This window comes from Anaerovibrio slackiae, from assembly GCF_009695585.1.
In the GTDB taxonomy this organism is placed as follows: domain Bacteria; phylum Bacillota; class Negativicutes; order Selenomonadales; family Selenomonadaceae; genus Anaerovibrio; species Anaerovibrio slackiae.
The window spans coordinates 18,905-33,253 of record NZ_VUNR01000016.1 but is presented as its reverse complement, the minus strand read 5'-3'; the positions used below and the strand labels follow the sequence as shown (position 1 = coordinate 33,253).

Annotated in this window: 13 protein-coding genes; all 13 read left to right on the top strand. The window is 54.6% G+C overall.

Annotation, left to right across the window (positions count from 1 at the left end):
* Positions 1 to 126 precede the first annotated feature (126 nt).
* The gene (locus FYJ84_RS08880) at positions 127 to 900 is read left to right on the top strand and encodes a hypothetical protein (protein WP_154407252.1); all 774 of its coding nucleotides are present in this window, start codon (positions 127 to 129) and stop codon (positions 898 to 900) included.
* Between the two features lie 29 nt (positions 901 to 929).
* Positions 930 to 2,222 (top strand): type II secretion system protein GspD, encoded by a 1,293-nt coding sequence (locus FYJ84_RS08875; protein ID WP_205764174.1) that lies wholly within the window; start codon positions 930 to 932, stop codon positions 2,220 to 2,222.
* 74 nt (positions 2,223 to 2,296) lie between these two features.
* Positions 2,297 to 2,968, top strand: coding sequence for a response regulator (locus tag FYJ84_RS08870; protein ID WP_154407250.1), 672 nt, complete (start codon positions 2,297 to 2,299; stop codon positions 2,966 to 2,968).
* Between the two features lie 132 nt (positions 2,969 to 3,100).
* Entirely contained in the window at positions 3,101 to 3,778 is a 678-nt protein-coding gene (locus tag FYJ84_RS08865; protein WP_205764173.1) for a precorrin-2 dehydrogenase/sirohydrochlorin ferrochelatase family protein, read from the top strand.
* Positions 3,702 to 5,021, top strand: a complete 1,320-nt coding sequence (gene hemA, locus FYJ84_RS08860; protein WP_154407248.1) for a glutamyl-tRNA reductase — start codon at positions 3,702 to 3,704, stop codon at positions 5,019 to 5,021. Before FYJ84_RS08865 ends, hemA begins: the two co-directional genes overlap by 77 nt.
* Positions 5,014 to 5,985 carry a hydroxymethylbilane synthase gene (hemC, locus tag FYJ84_RS08855; RefSeq protein WP_154407247.1) on the top strand — a complete coding sequence of 324 codons (972 nt, stop codon included), beginning with the start codon at positions 5,014 to 5,016 and terminating at the stop codon, positions 5,983 to 5,985. Before hemA ends, hemC begins: the two co-directional genes overlap by 8 nt.
* Before the next feature lie 33 nt (positions 5,986 to 6,018).
* Positions 6,019 to 7,542, top strand: a complete 1,524-nt coding sequence (cobA, locus tag FYJ84_RS08850) for a uroporphyrinogen-III C-methyltransferase (RefSeq protein ID WP_154407272.1) — start codon at positions 6,019 to 6,021, stop codon at positions 7,540 to 7,542.
* Positions 7,539 to 8,513: a porphobilinogen synthase gene (gene hemB / locus FYJ84_RS08845; protein ID WP_154407246.1), complete on the top strand. Its 975-nt coding sequence runs from the start codon at positions 7,539 to 7,541 to the stop codon at positions 8,511 to 8,513. Before cobA ends, hemB begins: the two co-directional genes overlap by 4 nt.
* Positions 8,514 to 8,572: 59 nt before the next feature.
* A complete protein-coding gene (hemL, locus tag FYJ84_RS08840; RefSeq protein ID WP_154407245.1) occupies positions 8,573 to 9,898 on the top strand; it encodes a glutamate-1-semialdehyde 2,1-aminomutase in 1,326 nt (441 codons plus the stop codon).
* A 314-nt stretch (positions 9,899 to 10,212) separates the two neighbouring features.
* Positions 10,213 to 11,133 carry a hypothetical protein gene (locus tag FYJ84_RS08835; RefSeq protein WP_154407244.1) on the top strand — a complete coding sequence of 307 codons (921 nt, stop codon included), beginning with the start codon at positions 10,213 to 10,215 and terminating at the stop codon, positions 11,131 to 11,133.
* 141 nt (positions 11,134 to 11,274) lie between these two features.
* Entirely contained in the window at positions 11,275 to 12,831 is a 1,557-nt protein-coding gene (locus FYJ84_RS08830; RefSeq protein ID WP_154407243.1) for an LPS-assembly protein LptD, read from the top strand.
* Between the two features lie 64 nt (positions 12,832 to 12,895).
* Complete coding sequence (locus FYJ84_RS08825) at positions 12,896 to 13,876, top strand: bifunctional heptose 7-phosphate kinase/heptose 1-phosphate adenyltransferase (protein WP_154407242.1); 981 nt, start codon at positions 12,896 to 12,898, stop codon at positions 13,874 to 13,876.
* Positions 13,873 to 14,340: a D-glycero-beta-D-manno-heptose 1-phosphate adenylyltransferase gene (gene rfaE2 / locus FYJ84_RS08820; protein ID WP_154407241.1), complete on the top strand. Its 468-nt coding sequence runs from the start codon at positions 13,873 to 13,875 to the stop codon at positions 14,338 to 14,340. Before FYJ84_RS08825 ends, rfaE2 begins: the two co-directional genes overlap by 4 nt.
* Positions 14,341 to 14,349: the final 9 nt, after the last annotated feature.

Below are 14,349 nucleotides of genomic sequence, written 5' to 3'. Positions count from 1 at the left end.
TGAAAACTTTACTTGATTTATTGATGAAGATGAAGTATACTTAGCTTAAGCCGGGATGCAGTGGGTGTCCTGTGCGCTATAGTGGATTATCTGCGGAGGGGTTCTGCGGATATAAGGGGATGCTCCTTGAAAATTTTATACGGATGCAGGCATGGCAGGGAGATGTCCTTTCAGCAGGTGCCTGCGCAGAAATCAAGGGGGAGCATCAGGATGGAGTTTTGGGAGCTTGGCAGGGAGAATTTCCGGCAGTGGGGAGAGCGGTTTTTGCAGAAATTTAAGGAGTCATGGCGGCTTCGGGCGGCAGTGTTTTTTACGCTGGCTGCCTGTGCCGTTATGGCTCTTTTTGTGCTGTCAGATAGTGCAGAGGGGCAGGAGCAGGCAGTCTTGTCTGCCGGAAGCATGGAGAGGGCAGGGATGGAAAAGCGGGCGGCAGCCCTGCCCATTCGTGGCGGCAGCAGGGCATTGGACAGGGAAAATCTGCGCAATCCTTTTTTGGTGGAGCATCCGTCTGAGGGGCAGCAGAAATCAGGACAGGCAGCTGCCGGACAGAAGACAGCCAGGGGGAGGTTGCCAGATAGCAAGGTGAATACAGGAACTATACAAGGAAAAGGACAGGCAGCAGCCGGTCAGGTGCAGGCAGCTGCCAGTGCCGGACCGGTTGCTGGCAAGGCAGGAGACGGGGCGGATAGCAAGGAAAAGGATAGCGGCCTTCAGCTGCAGGGGATAATTCATGCCGGGGATGGCATGGGAGCCCTGGTGCTGGCAGGGGGAAAAAGCAGGCTGCTTCTGGCAGGAGAAGCATGGTCGGGGATATGCCTAGAGGGCGTGGAGCAGGATGAGGCAGTGCTTGCAGTCAATGGCTGTGCGCACAGGCTGCGAATAGGCGAAAGGCTGATGTGAGTATCTTGGGGGAGAAATGGGGGAATATGATGAAACGGTTTTTTATTAGTATGGTGGTATGCCTGATGCTGCTGGGGAGCGGCAGGGCAGATGCCATGTCCCTGAATGTGCAGGATGGGGATGTGGGGGAATTGCTCCGTTCTATTGCCAGAATGGGCAACATAAATATCATTTTGGATAGGTCGGTAACGGGCAGCATTTCATTGAAAGTAGATGAGGCGGAGCCTGAGGAGATGCTGATGCAGATTATCCGGGCAGGCGGATTTGATGCAACCAGGGATGGCAATACCTGGATTGTGGCAGGCAGAGGGAATTTGCAGCAGGGATTTGGCCGTGTGCATGTGCTGCCGGTAAAATACGCTCCTTTGCAGGATATAAAAAATGCCGTGGCCATGTATTTGGGGCAGGGAGACAGCAAAGGGCAAGCCGGTACAGGCAAATCCGTCAAGGAGGCGGCAAAGGGAGAGACGAAGGAGAGCACAAAGCTGCAAGCCGTGAATAGTGAAAAAAGGCAGCGGGTGCTGGCGGATGTGAGCACGGGCTCCCTGCTGGTCTATGGTACGGCAGAGGAGGCTGAGAGGGCGCGGGAGCTGGTACAGAAGCTGGATGTGCCTGCCAGGCAGGTTTCCATTGAGGCAAAGGTGGTGTCCGTCAACAAGGAGGATGCCAGCAAGCTGGGCATACAGTGGGACTGGACAACCCTGCCTCAGTACAACTACGATGGGGATGAGGCAAAACGCCCTGTCTTTGAGAAATCCGGCACGGCAGGAGGCATTGTCAGCTTTGGCAAGGGGCCTGGCGGCAAGCCATACGAGTGGCAGTTTTCAGCGGCTATTGAGGCCATGGTGAGCCATGGCAAGGCGGATGTGCTGTCTAGGCCAAACATCGTCACCATGCAGGGGCAGGAAGCGGTCATCAACATTGGCGGCGAGGTGCCGGTGCCGACGGTTTCCACCACTAATTCCACGGTGACAACCTCTATTGAGTACCGGCCGGCAGGCATCATCCTGCGGTGCCTGCCCATGGTGAACGAGGATGGCTATATTACTTCGAAAATCCATACCGAGGTCAGCTCGCCTCAGTATGTGGAGGAAATGAATGCCTACAGCTTCCAGAAGCGTTCCGCTGATACCATGGTGCGGCTGAAGGACGGTGAGACCATGGTGATAGGCGGGCTGATTTCCTCCGAGGAAATCAAATCCATGTCCAAGGTGCCGTTCCTGGGGGATTTGCCTATTTTGGGGAATTTATTTAAAAGTGTACACTCCAGTGTAGCTAATTCAGAAATTTTTATCATATTAAAGGCTAAAATAGTTTCATAAATTGTTCAAGTGTGGTATAATATACCCAAACTGTATTTTGAAATCGGTCAAAATATACAATGGGGGATTATAGTATGCCAATAAGAGTTTTGATAGCGGATGACCATACATTGCTTCGTCAGGGCATCAAAGGTGTATTGGATTTTGAGAGCGACATAGAGGTTGTAGGCGAAACTGAGGACGGCCAGGAAACTTTGGCTAGGACTTTGGTGCTACAGCCTGATGTTTTGCTGCTGGACTTGAATATGCCGGGGCTGAGCGGTATGGAAGTGTGCAAGCAGCTGGTAGCGGCACGGTGCCATGTCAAGATTATTGCACTTACCATTCATGACAACGACAATTATGTCCTGGAACTTTTGAAGAACGGTGCCTATGGCTATCTGTTGAAGGGCGTGGAGCCTAGCGTGCTTTTGGAGGCAATCCATACGGTGGCAGAGGGAGGCTTTTATCTCCTGCCGGAGCTGCAGAAGCGCATCTTTGGCAGCATTAAGCCTAGTGATGATGTGCAGGAGAAGGCAAAGACCTTGTGGCGGGAAGGCCGCAACGAGCGGCTGACTGCCCGTGAGATGGATGTGGTGGCATGCATCGCCAAGGGCTTCAGCAATCAGGATATCGCTCAGGCATTGTTTGTCAGTGAGAAGACCGTCAAAAATCATCTGACAAATATTTTCCGCAAGCTGAATGTCAATGACAGGACTCAGGCACTCATTTATGTATTGAAGCACAATATTATGGAATTGGAATAATTTTTTGCAGGAAAGACCGTGATAGTTCATCATGGTCTTTTTTTTTGCCGTGGTTTGTAATATAATTGGTATGGTTGAAAGGTGAATGTTATTCGTTTTTGTGACGAATTTGTGTGATAAATGGGGGCGGCTATGTATCCGATTAATATGCGCCTGGAAGGACAGGCGGCAGCTGTGGTGGGCGGCGGCAGCGTTGCTTATAGGAAAATAAAGCATCTGGTAGCGGAAAAGGCTACTGTGGTGGTTGTGGCGCCCCGGGTGCTGCCTGAGATAGAGGAACTGATGGCCAGCGGCAGGGTTATCTGGCAGAAATCCACCCATGAGGAATTCCGCTGGCGCTACGGTGCCTTCCGGCTGGTTTTTGCGGCTACGGATGATTTTGCCGCCAACGCGGAGGTATGCCGCCAGGCAAGGGCGGCAGGGGCGCTGGTGAATAGTGCCACTGAGCCCAAGGACTGCGATTTTTTTGTGCCGGCGGTCATCCGGCAGGGAGAGCTGGAAATGACAGTGGCTACAGGCGGCAGCAGCCCGGCTTTTGCCAGGCTGGTGAAGGCGGACATGGAAAAACGCTATCACCCGGGAGTGGGCGAGTTTCTTGAATGGCTGGGCACAGCCAGGAAGGAGCTTCTGAAGACTGTGGAAGGCACCCAGAGGCGGCAGAAGCTGTGGCGGCAGGCCATGAAGCAGGAGATTATGGATTTGATTTTACAGGGCAGAATGGAACAGGCGAAAGATGAAGTCAGAAAAGAGATTAGTGGTGCTGGGGCTGAATCATCGGACAGCACCGGTGGAGATCAGGGAAAAATTTAGTATACCTCAGGAAAAGATCATGATGGTGCTGGCCAACCTGGAGGAGGTGTCCGGCATCAGGGAGGCTGTGGTGCTGTCCACCTGCAACCGCAGCGAGGTTTATGCGGTGGTGGAGCAGGCAGGGGATTTATTCCCTGTGGTGAAGGTGTGGCACTGGCTGACAGGGGTGCTGCTGGATGAGGCGTTTTTGGCGGACTATACCTATACCTACTGGGGCAGGGAGTGCGTGGACCACCTGCTCAGGGTATCGTCCAGCCTTGACTCGCTGGTTATCGGCGAGGGGCAGATTCTCAGCCAGGTGAAGCATGCTTATGCAGTTGCCCTGGAAAATGGCGGCACTGACACCATGCTGAACCTTTTGTTCCACAGGGCCATTGCCACGGGCAAGAGGGTGAGGACGGAGACCAGGATTGCCTATAGCGCGGTTTCTGTCAGCTATGCGGCAGTGGAGCTGGCCAAGAAGACACTAGGGCATGTGGATGGCTGCCGGGTACTGCTTTTTGGGGCAGGCAAGATGGCGGAGCTGACGGCATCCCATCTCCTCAGCCAGGGGGCACCGAAGCTTTTTGTGGCAAATCATCATCTGGAGCGGGCGGAGGCCCTTGCCATGCGTTTTCTGGGGCAGGCCGTGCCATGGACCCAGGTTTATGAGCTGATGGGGGATATGGATATCATCATTACCTCCACGGGAGCCCCTCACTATGTCATCAGCCCCAGGGAGATGGCCAAGGCCATGGAGAGGCGCAGGTCAGAGCGGCAGCTGGTGCTGATTGATATTGCCGTGCCCCGGGATGTGGACCCGGCGGTGGGGGATTTGCCCGGCATCAGCTTGTTTAACATTGATGACCTGGAGTCGGTGGTGGATGACAACCTGCAGCACCGCCAGCAGGAGGCTGTGGCGGCAGAAGCCATTGTGCTGGAGGAAACGGCAGCCCTTCTGGACAGGTATCAGTATCTTTCCATGCAGCCGGTGATGAGCCGGCTGTCGGAAAAGGCGGAGCAGATCAGGCAGATTGAGCTGAAAAGGGCATTCCGCAAGCTGAAGGGCTTGTCCGAGGACGATGTGCGGATAGTGGAGAACATGACGAAGATGCTGGTGCGAAAGCTGCTCAGGGAGCCTATGAGCAGCGTCCATGATGCGGTGGGCACGGCTCATGAGCAGGAGCTGAAAGGCGCCATGCAGAATCTTTTTCAGCTGGAGGATATAGGCGAGATGGGAAACGAGGTTGATGCCGATGAGTAAGAAAAAGCTGATAGTGGGAACCAGAAGCAGCCAGCTGGCCCTGTGGCAGGCGGATTTTGTCATTGGGGAATTGCGAAAAAGGTATCCTGATCTGGCAATTGAGAAGCGGCTCATGACCACCAAAGGGGATAAAATCCTCAATGCACCTCTGGCAAAAATCGGTGGCAAGGGGCTCTTTACCAAGGAATTGGAGACTGCCATGCTGGCAGGTGAGATAGATATAGCGGTGCACAGCCTGAAGGACATGCCGGTGGTAGTGCCGGAGGGACTGGTGATTACGGCTGTTACGGAAAGGGCTGATGCGGGGGATGCCCTGGTAAGCCAGCGATATGGGAGCTTTGGGGCACTGCCGGAGGGAGCAAAGGTAGGCACATCCAGCCTCCGGCGCCGGGCGCAGCTTCTCCATGCCCGGCCTGACCTGCAGATTGTTGATTTGCGGGGCAACGTAAATACCCGGCTGCGGAAGCTGGAGGAGGAGAATTTTGACGGTATTATCCTGGCCTGTGCCGGGCTGAAGCGGCTGGGCTTCGGTGAGCGCATCCGTCAGGTGCTGCCCCGGTCTCTGTGCCTGCCGGCGGTTGGGCAGGGGGCTCTGGCCATTGAGTCAAGGATAGATGACAGGGAAACCCGGGAACTGCTTTCTTTTCTGGATGATGGCATTACCCGTGCCTGCACAGCGGCGGAGCGGGGCTTTCTCGCCACGGTGGAGGGGGGCTGCCAGGTGCCGGTGGGGGTATATGCCCAGCCGGTAAATAACGCAGATATTTTGCAAGATGCCCATGCAGGCAAGGCGGAGGCTATCCGGGTGGAGGCGGTGATTGCCTCCCTGGATGGCAGGAAGCTTTTCAGGGACAGCGTGGAGGGGGCTGCTGACGAGGCGGAGAACCTGGGCATTTCCCTGGCGAATAAGCTGCTGGATATGGGAGGCAGGGAAATCCTGCGCTCCCTTGGCATAGAGCTGTAAGCGGTAGGAGGTTATGAAGTTTTTATGAATGGCATGAATGGAAAGGTTTATCTGATCGGGGCAGGGCCGGGTGATTACCGCCTCCTGACGCTGAAAGCATGTGACTGCCTGAAGATGGCGGATACAGTAGTGTATGACCGGCTGGCGGATGAGCGGATTTTGCAGTATGCGCCCAAGGAGGCGGAGTTTATTTATGTGGGCAAGGCATCCAGCCAGCACACCATGACTCAGGACAAGATCTGCCAGCTGCTGGTGGATCTGGCCAAGGAGGGCAAAACCGTGGTCAGGCTCAAGGGAGGCGATCCCTTCGTATTTGGCAGGGGCGGTGAGGAAGCACTGCTTTTGCAGGAGAACGGGCTGCCCTTTGAGATTGTGCCGGGGGTGACCTCGGCCATTTCCGTGCCTGCCTATGCAGGCATCCCTGTCACCCATAGGGGAGTGGCTGCTTCCTTTGCAGTGGTGACAGGCCATGAGGACCCGACCAAGGAAAACTCGGATATCAACTGGCAGCAGCTGGCTACAGCTACGGACACAGTGGTGTTCCTGATGGGGGTGGCAAACCTGCCGAAGATCACGGCAAGGCTCATGGAAAACGGCAGGAGCGGCGATACCCCTGTGGCGATTATCCGCTGGGGCACCAAGGCACAGCAGCAGGTATGGACCTCTACAGTGGCCGAGGCGGCGGATTTGGTGAAAAGTGAGTCCATCAAGCCGCCATGCATTTTCCTGGTGGGCAACGTGGTGAAGCTCCGGGAAAAGCTGGCATGGTTTGATAATCCGAAGCTAAAGCCCCTTTTTGGCAAAAGGGTGCTGGTTACCCGGGCGAGAGCACAGGCATCCCTTTTGGCAGAAAAGCTGGAAACCTTGGGAGCGGCCTGCACAGAGGCGCCTGCCATCCGTATTCAGCCGCCAGCTGATGGCTTCGGGGCATTGGATGAAGCTGTGGGGAAAATCGATAGCTTCAACTGGTTGATTTTTACCTCTGCCAACGGGGTGAATTACTTCTTTGACCGGCTGCTGGCTGCCGGCAGGGACAGCCGCGCCCTGGGCAGGGCAAAAATCTGCGCCATCGGCAGTGCCACTGCCAAGGCCTTGCAGGGATATGGTATCATAGCTGATGTGGTTCCGTCGGAGTTCCGGGCGGAAGGCATCCTGGCTGCCCTGGAGGGCAAGGTAAGCACTGAAGACAAGGTGCTGCTCCCTAGGGCGGCAGAGGCCAGGAATGTGCTGCCGGAGGAGCTTGGCAGAAAGGGCATTGATGTGACTGTGGTGCCTGCCTATGAGACGGTGGCAGGGGAGGCGGATGGCAGTGAAATCTGCCGCCAGCTTTCTGAGGGGGAGATTGATGTGATTACTTTCACCAGCTCCTCCACGGTGAAAAACCTGGCAAAGATTCTGGGTGAAGGGGCAGCAGAGCTGATTAACGGCGCAAAGACAGCCGCTATCGGCCCTGTGACCGCTGCTACCTGCCGGGAGCAGGGTATCCGGGTGGATATAGAGGCCAAGGAGTATACCATTGATGGGTTAGTTGATGGATTAGTGGAGGCATTGTCATGATTGAGCAGAAGCTGCGGCCACGCCGCATGAGAATAACGGAAAATATCCGTGCCATGGTACGGGAGACCAGCCTGTCCGTAAAGGATTTCGTGTACCCGATTTTCGTGGTGCCGGGGGAGAACGTGAAGGAAGAAATCCCCAGCATGCCGGGGTGCTATCACCTGTCCGTGGACAGGGCTGTGGAGCTGGCACGGGAGATTTCCTGCCTGGGCATTCCCAGCGTGGAGGTCTTTGGCCTGCCGGAGTACAAAGATGAAATCGGTTCCAGCGCCTGGGATATGAATTCCCCGGTGCAGCGTGCCATCAAGGCCATCAAGGCCAAGGTGCCGGAGCTGGCTATTGTGGGCGATGTGTGCCTGTGCCAGTACACCAATCACGGCCACTGCGGCCAGCTGTGCGGCCACTATGTGGATAACGATGCTACCTTGAAGCTCTTGCAGAAGGTGGCGGTGAGCCAGGCGGAGGCAGGTGCGGACATTATCGCTCCTTCTGATATGATGGACGGCAGGGTGGCTGCCATCCGGGAGGCATTGGATGAAAAGGGCTTTGCCAATGTTTCCATCATGTCCTATGCGGTGAAGTACGCTTCCGGCTACTACGGGCCATTCAGGGATGCGGCAGATTCCGCCCCGCAGTTCGGCGATCGCCGTGCCTATCAGATGGACCCTGCCAACAGCCGGGAGGCCATGAAGGAAGTGGCGCTGGATATTGCCGAGGGAGCGGATATCATCATGGTGAAGCCTGCCCTGGCTTATCTTGACGTGGTGCGCCAGGTGCGGGACAGCATCCATCACCCGGTGGCTGTGTACAATGTCAGCGGTGAGTACGCCATGGTAAAGGCGGCTGCTGCCAACGGCTGGATTGATGAAAAGCGCATTGTGCTGGAAACCTTGACCAGCATGAAGCGTGCCGGAGCGGATATTATTATTACTTACCATGCCATCGATGCGGCAAAGTGGCTGAAGGGATAAGTTTGGTACATTGGTTGCAGGAATAATGCCTGTATATTGGCTGAAGGGATGATGACTGTATGCTGAATTTGGAAAAGTCTGCGGCTGCCTTTGAGGAAGCCAAGAAGCTGATGCCGGGGGGAGTCAACAGCCCGGTGCGCTCCTATCGGAGCGTGGACTGCAATCCGCCTTTCATCGCAAGGGCGGAGGGCAGCCATATCTTTGATATTGATGGTAATGAATATATCGATTATGTAGGCTCATGGGGGCCTATGGTGGTGGGGCATGCTCATCCCCAGGTGGTGAAGGCACTGCAGGAGGCGGCAGCCCGTGGCACCAGCTACGGTGCGCCTACCCTGATTGAAAGCCAGCTGGCCAAAAAGGTCATGGAGGTATATCCTTCCATGGAGGTTATCCGCATGGTGAATTCCGGCACGGAGGCCACCATGAGCGCATTGCGTCTGGCCCGGGGCTATACGGGGCGCAACAAGATTGTGAAGTTCATCGGCTGCTATCACGGCCACAGCGACAGCCTGCTGGTAAAGGCCGGTTCCGGCATGGCTACCTTCGGCGTGCCGGACAGCCCGGGAGTTACGCCGGGGACGGCCCAGGATACCATCACCATCCCTTATAATGACTTTGAGGCATTCAAGGCTGTTTTTGCAGAGCAGGGAGCGGAGATTGCCGCGGTGATTGTGGAGCCAGTAGCAGGAAACATGGGGCTGGTGCTGCCGAAGCCGGGGTATCTTGACCTTTTGCGCAAGGTTACAACGGAGCATGGGGCACTGCTGATTTTTGACGAGGTGATGTGCGGCTTCCGGGCTTCCCTGGGGGGAGCCCAGGCTGCCTATGCGGTGAAGCCTGACCTGACCTGCCTGGGCAAGATTATTGGCGGCGGCCTGCCGGTGGCTGCCTATGGCGGACGCAGGGACATCATGGAAAAGGTTTCCCCGGCAGGGCCTGTGTATCAGGCAGGAACACTTTCCGGCAATCCGCTGGCTATGACAGCCGGGCTGGAAACCCTGAAGATTATTACGGCACCGCCGGAGCCGGGAGAGCCTGACTACAGCCGGGTGCTGACCATCAGGACCAAGAAGCTGGTGCTGGGGGTAGCTCAGAAGGCCAAGGAGGCAGGGGTAACCTTGCAGGTACAGCAGGCCGGGTCCATGTTCGGCTTCTTCTTTAGTGACAAGGAAGTTACAGATTATGAGACTTCGGCCGCTGCCGATCAGGAGGCCTTCAAGGTCTGGTTCAAGGCCATGCTGGAGCAGGGGATTTACCTGGCTCCTAGCCAGTTTGAGACCTTGTTCATGTCCGGCGCCCATACCGATGAGGAAATTGACCGCACCATTGAGGCGGCCGGTGTGGCACTGAAAAAGGTGGCAGATTATCTGGCTGCCAGATAATCTTTTAGATGCTTGTAAGAAATCCGCCCGGGCGTGCAGCTACCGGGCGGATTTTTTCCGCAAAAAAATGGCCGGAGCTTGCATCGCCCCGGCCCAGTACATGAAAAAACAAAAAATATAAGTGCTTTTGAGTTGAACATTACGTTCCATGCTAGTATAAGGGAAAAAGACTTTTTTGTCTAGTAAATTTTCGGTAAATTAAAATTGTATTATATTTCTTCGGTATTTTTGCATTTAGGCTGGTTTGCAAGTATAATGGTAGCATGGAAATTTTGCAGAATGCTTGCAAGTAGTTGCTTAAAGGAGGAGTGTGTATGCTTCAAAAGATTTTTAGGATCATTTTGTGCGGCGTGTTTATGTTCACCATGTCGGGGACTGCCTTTGCAGATGTAGCAAATACGGCGGATGATAAGCTGGCCGCTGTGGAGACCACCCTGTACGGTGCGGTGCAGACAGGCCCCTTGCTGGACAGGATAAACAAGCTGGAAAAGGATTATGAGGGAGGTCATCCGGGTGGCAGCATCATGGACAGGATTAATGACCTGTATGATGCCACCTATGACAATTCCAATGGCCCGTCCCTGATTACCCAGATGAATGCCTTGGAGTGGGCTGTTTCCCACAAGGTCAGCATGGCGTGCATGCAGGACCGTGTCAATGCCATGGAGATGAGCCTCAGGGGCAAGACCTCCGAGGGTACCTTCAAGCATCGGGTGGAAGGGCTGTCCCAGGATGCCTTCGGATCCAAGACAATCCCTCTGGTGCAGACCAGCATTCCAGCCAATACCCTTGCCAAGGTGGCTCTGGTGGACAGGCTGAACGCCAAGAACCTGAAGGTGGGGGATGTGGTTCGCCTGCAGGCTGCCGAGGATGTGGTAGAGGATGGCATGCTGCTCTTTACCCAGGGGGCAGCTGGTGAGGCCGTTGTTACCAAGGTTTCCCAGGCAAAGAATTTTGGCAGGAATGCAGAAATCGAGTTGGACTTCAAGTATCTGACTGCTGTGGATGGCCGCCAGCTGAACATGGTGCTGGGTGAGGAATCCAAGAAAAGCATGGAGCAGCTGGGCATGGCCGCAGGGGCCAGCGTGGCAGGCATGCTGGTGCTGGGGCCTATCGGCATTATTGGCGGTGCCTTTGTGCAGGGCAAGAATATCGACCTGCCGGAGGGAACGGAGCTGTATATCCAGACCTTGAATGACGAAGTGATTTATGCTATTCCGACTACGGCTGAATAAGCTGCCACATGTACGATAAAATCAAAAAATAAGTTGCAGGAGGCTCTCGTTTTGAGAGCCTTTTTGCTTGTATTTGCGGTGGGAATGAAGTATTATAGAAGGTAGTATGTTTTTTATAAAGTATTATAGGCGGAGTATGATTTGATGCTGAAGAATAAGGAAAAAATATGTGGGCTGGCTGCCGGGCTGGCGGTGGCAGTGACCTTCGCTTCCGGCAGCGGTGTGCTGGATTTGCCAAGGGCAGAAGCAGTGTATAACAGTGAAAGTGATACGGATGCGACCATCCTGGACTATGTGGAAAATAGCAAGCGCACTGCCCGGGAAAATGCCCTGAATGAGGATCAAAAGCAGCTTTTGCTGGATGCCTACGAGATGAAGGAAAATCTGCGGGAGCCTTTGGATCCAACCAAGAATGTGCCGGTGGCAGTAGAGGGCGATGAGCTTTTTTATGATGAGAACACCGGTGATTTTGTGGTGCAGGGAAATGTGGTGATGACCTCCCTGGATAAGCGGCGGTTTATTACGGAGCATGCAGATGGCAACCTTGCCTCCCAGGATGTGCAGGTGGACGACAAGGCATATATGCTGCAGCTGACGGATGCCCAGGCCAGGATTATCCTGAACGGCTACAAGACTCAGTACAACTGGGGCAAGGAAACCGGCAAGATGGAGAATGCAGAGGGCAAGATTGACCATCAGTATGTGAAGGCAAAGCGGATTGAATTTTATCCTGACAAGGTGGTGCTGTACAATGCCAGTGCTACCAAGTGCAGTGCCAAAAATCCAGATTATCATATGACTGCGAAGAAGATTGAGTATTATCCCGGCATCCAGACTATTTCCTACGGTGTCAGCTACTGGCTGGGCAGCATTCCTGTGTACTCCGTGCCGAAGCAGGTCAGCAAGGAAGGGGATAAAGGCCCGTACATGCCGAAGGCCTCCTACGACAATGATAAAGGCTTCGCTATCAAGGATACCCATTACTTCCCGGTGATGGATAATGTAAATGCGTATTATGATTGGATATTGGCCCAGAAGACCAAGTTTACATCTCATGGCGGCTTGATTTATACTACCAAAGGTATCGGTACATTCAAGCTGCAGAGCGGTTTCTTTGAAGATTCAGATGCCAAGTGGATTCATAAGGCACCTAACTTCCGCTGGGATTACAGCTTGCGGATTGGCAAGGCACCATTTACTTATATCTTTGCCTATGAGCGTGGTGCCTGGACGCAGAATGACAGGTGTTCCATGCATACCTACTACAAGGCAGGTATCAGCATCGATCCTATCAGGCTGGGCACATGGCGTGTTTATCCAAGCATCAGCTATGATATTACGGATGAGAGCTACAACGAGTCCAGGGTAAAGGGCATGGGCTATGATATTACGGCCCTGAAGGAGTTTGATGACCGCTGGGTTACTTATCTTGGGTACCATTACAGCGAGAGCAACAGCCAGAACAGTGTCTTCGATTTTGACCTGGACAGCTATTCCAAGAAGATTACGGCAGGCTTCAGCTACACCTTCAGCCCCAAGGACAGGATTGTTGTTGGCTGGGCGTTTGACGGGATGACCAATAAGCTGATGGATACGGATTATTACTGGTATCACAATATACACTGCGCGGAGCTGATTGTGCGCTATCGTGAGAAGCGGGACCAGTACAGAATAACGTTACAGTTTACCCCGTGGTGATGCCTGTGCAGGTGCTTTGGTTTTGCAGTGGCAGAGTTTTTATGCGTGTATAAGGGGTGAAGGCATGAGTCCTTTGGAGGCAATAGACAAGATGGCAGGTCAGCCGGTGCTGGTCATCGGTGACATGATTGCGGATATTTATCTGTATGGCAATATTTCCAGAATTTCCCGGGAGGCTCCGGTGCTGGTGCTGGAGCAATCCCATGAAAAAGTGGTGGCAGGCGGTGCCGCCAATGTAATCAATAATGCAGCAACCCTGGGGGGCAAGGTTTTTGCCGCCGGTCTGGTGGGGGATGACAGTGGCGCTGACGGACTGGTGGAGATTCTGTCCGGCAGGGGCGTGGATGTCAGGGGCTTTGTCCGGGATGCCGGGCGGCCTACTATTGCCAAGACCAGGATTGTGGCAGGGGGCAGAACTACTGTCAGCCAGCAGATTGTCCGGGTGGACAAGGAGAGCCGGGAGCCCATGCCGCCTGACTGCGAGAAGCAGCTGGAGGCATACCTGTCAGAGGTGCTGCCAAAGGTAAAGGGCGTGGTGCTCAGCGATTATGGCAGCGGCACCATTACGGATGGGCTTTTGGCGCAGATTTTCAGCTATTGCCGGAAGCATGGCATTCCTACCATAGTTGACTCCCGATACGATATATTCAGGTTCAAGACTGTTGACTATATAAAGCAGAATGATGCGGAGCTGGCGGCAGCCGTAGGCAGGCAGCTGGAGACTGAGGATGAGCTGATAGAGGCAGGCAGGGAACTGCTGGCGCGCATGGAGGCAAAGGGTGCCCTGATTACCCGGGGGGAGGACGGCATGACGCTGTTCCAGAAGGACGGCAGTGTAGCCCACATCCCTGTTACGGACAAGAGCGAGGTCTATGATGTATCCGGTGCCGGAGATACCTGCGTTGCCACGGTGATTCTCGGGCTGGCAGCCGGGGTGGAGCCTGTGCTGGCAAGCCGCCTGTCCAATGAGGCTTCCGGCATTGCCGTCAGGAAGATGGGCACGGCAGTGGTCAGTGCAGACGAGTTAAGGAGCAAGTTTCGATGATTATAGATAGGGACAAGATTGCAGATTTTTGCCAGGTGCTGCGTGACGGGGGGCAGAAGGTGGTTTTTACCAATGGCTGCTTTGATATTCTTCATGCAGGCCATGTGAGGTATTTGAACAAGGCACGGTCCTTCGGGGATTGCCTGGTGCTGGGGCTGAATACGGACAGCTCTGTCCGCCGCATCAAGGGACCCAGCCGTCCTATCAACAATGAGCTGGACAGGGCGGAGGTAGTAGGTGCCCTGAAGGCGGTGGACTACGTGGTGCTCTTTGACGAGCCTACGGCAGAGGAGCTTATCCGCCAGGTGCATCCCGATGTGTATGTCAAGGGCGGGGATTATACTATTGAAACCCTGCCGGAAGGGCAGATTGTGCTGGGCTATGGCGGCAGCGTGGAGCTGGTGAATCTGGTGGAAGGGCGTTCCACCACTAATGTCATCGCCAAAATCAAAGGAGAAAAATAAGGAAGTAGC

Bases quoted from the DNA above. Each gene is read 5' to 3' on its own strand.
- FYJ84_RS08875 (WP_205764174.1), top strand. From the start codon at position 930: ATGAAACGGTTTTTTATTAGTATGGTGGTATGCCTGATGCTGCTGGGG.
- FYJ84_RS08870 (WP_154407250.1), top strand. From the start codon at position 2,297: ATGCCAATAAGAGTTTTGATAGCGGATGACCATACATTGCTTCGTCAG.
- FYJ84_RS08865 (WP_205764173.1), top strand. From the start codon at position 3,101: ATGTATCCGATTAATATGCGCCTGGAAGGACAGGCGGCAGCTGTGGTG.
- hemA (WP_154407248.1), top strand. From the start codon at position 3,702: ATGAAGTCAGAAAAGAGATTAGTGGTGCTGGGGCTGAATCATCGGACA.
- hemC (WP_154407247.1), top strand. From the start codon at position 5,014: ATGAGTAAGAAAAAGCTGATAGTGGGAACCAGAAGCAGCCAGCTGGCC.
- cobA (WP_154407272.1), top strand. From the start codon at position 6,019: ATGAATGGAAAGGTTTATCTGATCGGGGCAGGGCCGGGTGATTACCGC.
- hemB (WP_154407246.1), top strand. From the start codon at position 7,539: ATGATTGAGCAGAAGCTGCGGCCACGCCGCATGAGAATAACGGAAAAT.
- hemL (WP_154407245.1), top strand. From the start codon at position 8,573: ATGCTGAATTTGGAAAAGTCTGCGGCTGCCTTTGAGGAAGCCAAGAAG.
- FYJ84_RS08835 (WP_154407244.1), top strand. From the start codon at position 10,213: ATGCTTCAAAAGATTTTTAGGATCATTTTGTGCGGCGTGTTTATGTTC.
- FYJ84_RS08825 (WP_154407242.1), top strand. From the start codon at position 12,896: ATGAGTCCTTTGGAGGCAATAGACAAGATGGCAGGTCAGCCGGTGCTG.
- rfaE2 (WP_154407241.1), top strand. From the start codon at position 13,873: ATGATTATAGATAGGGACAAGATTGCAGATTTTTGCCAGGTGCTGCGT.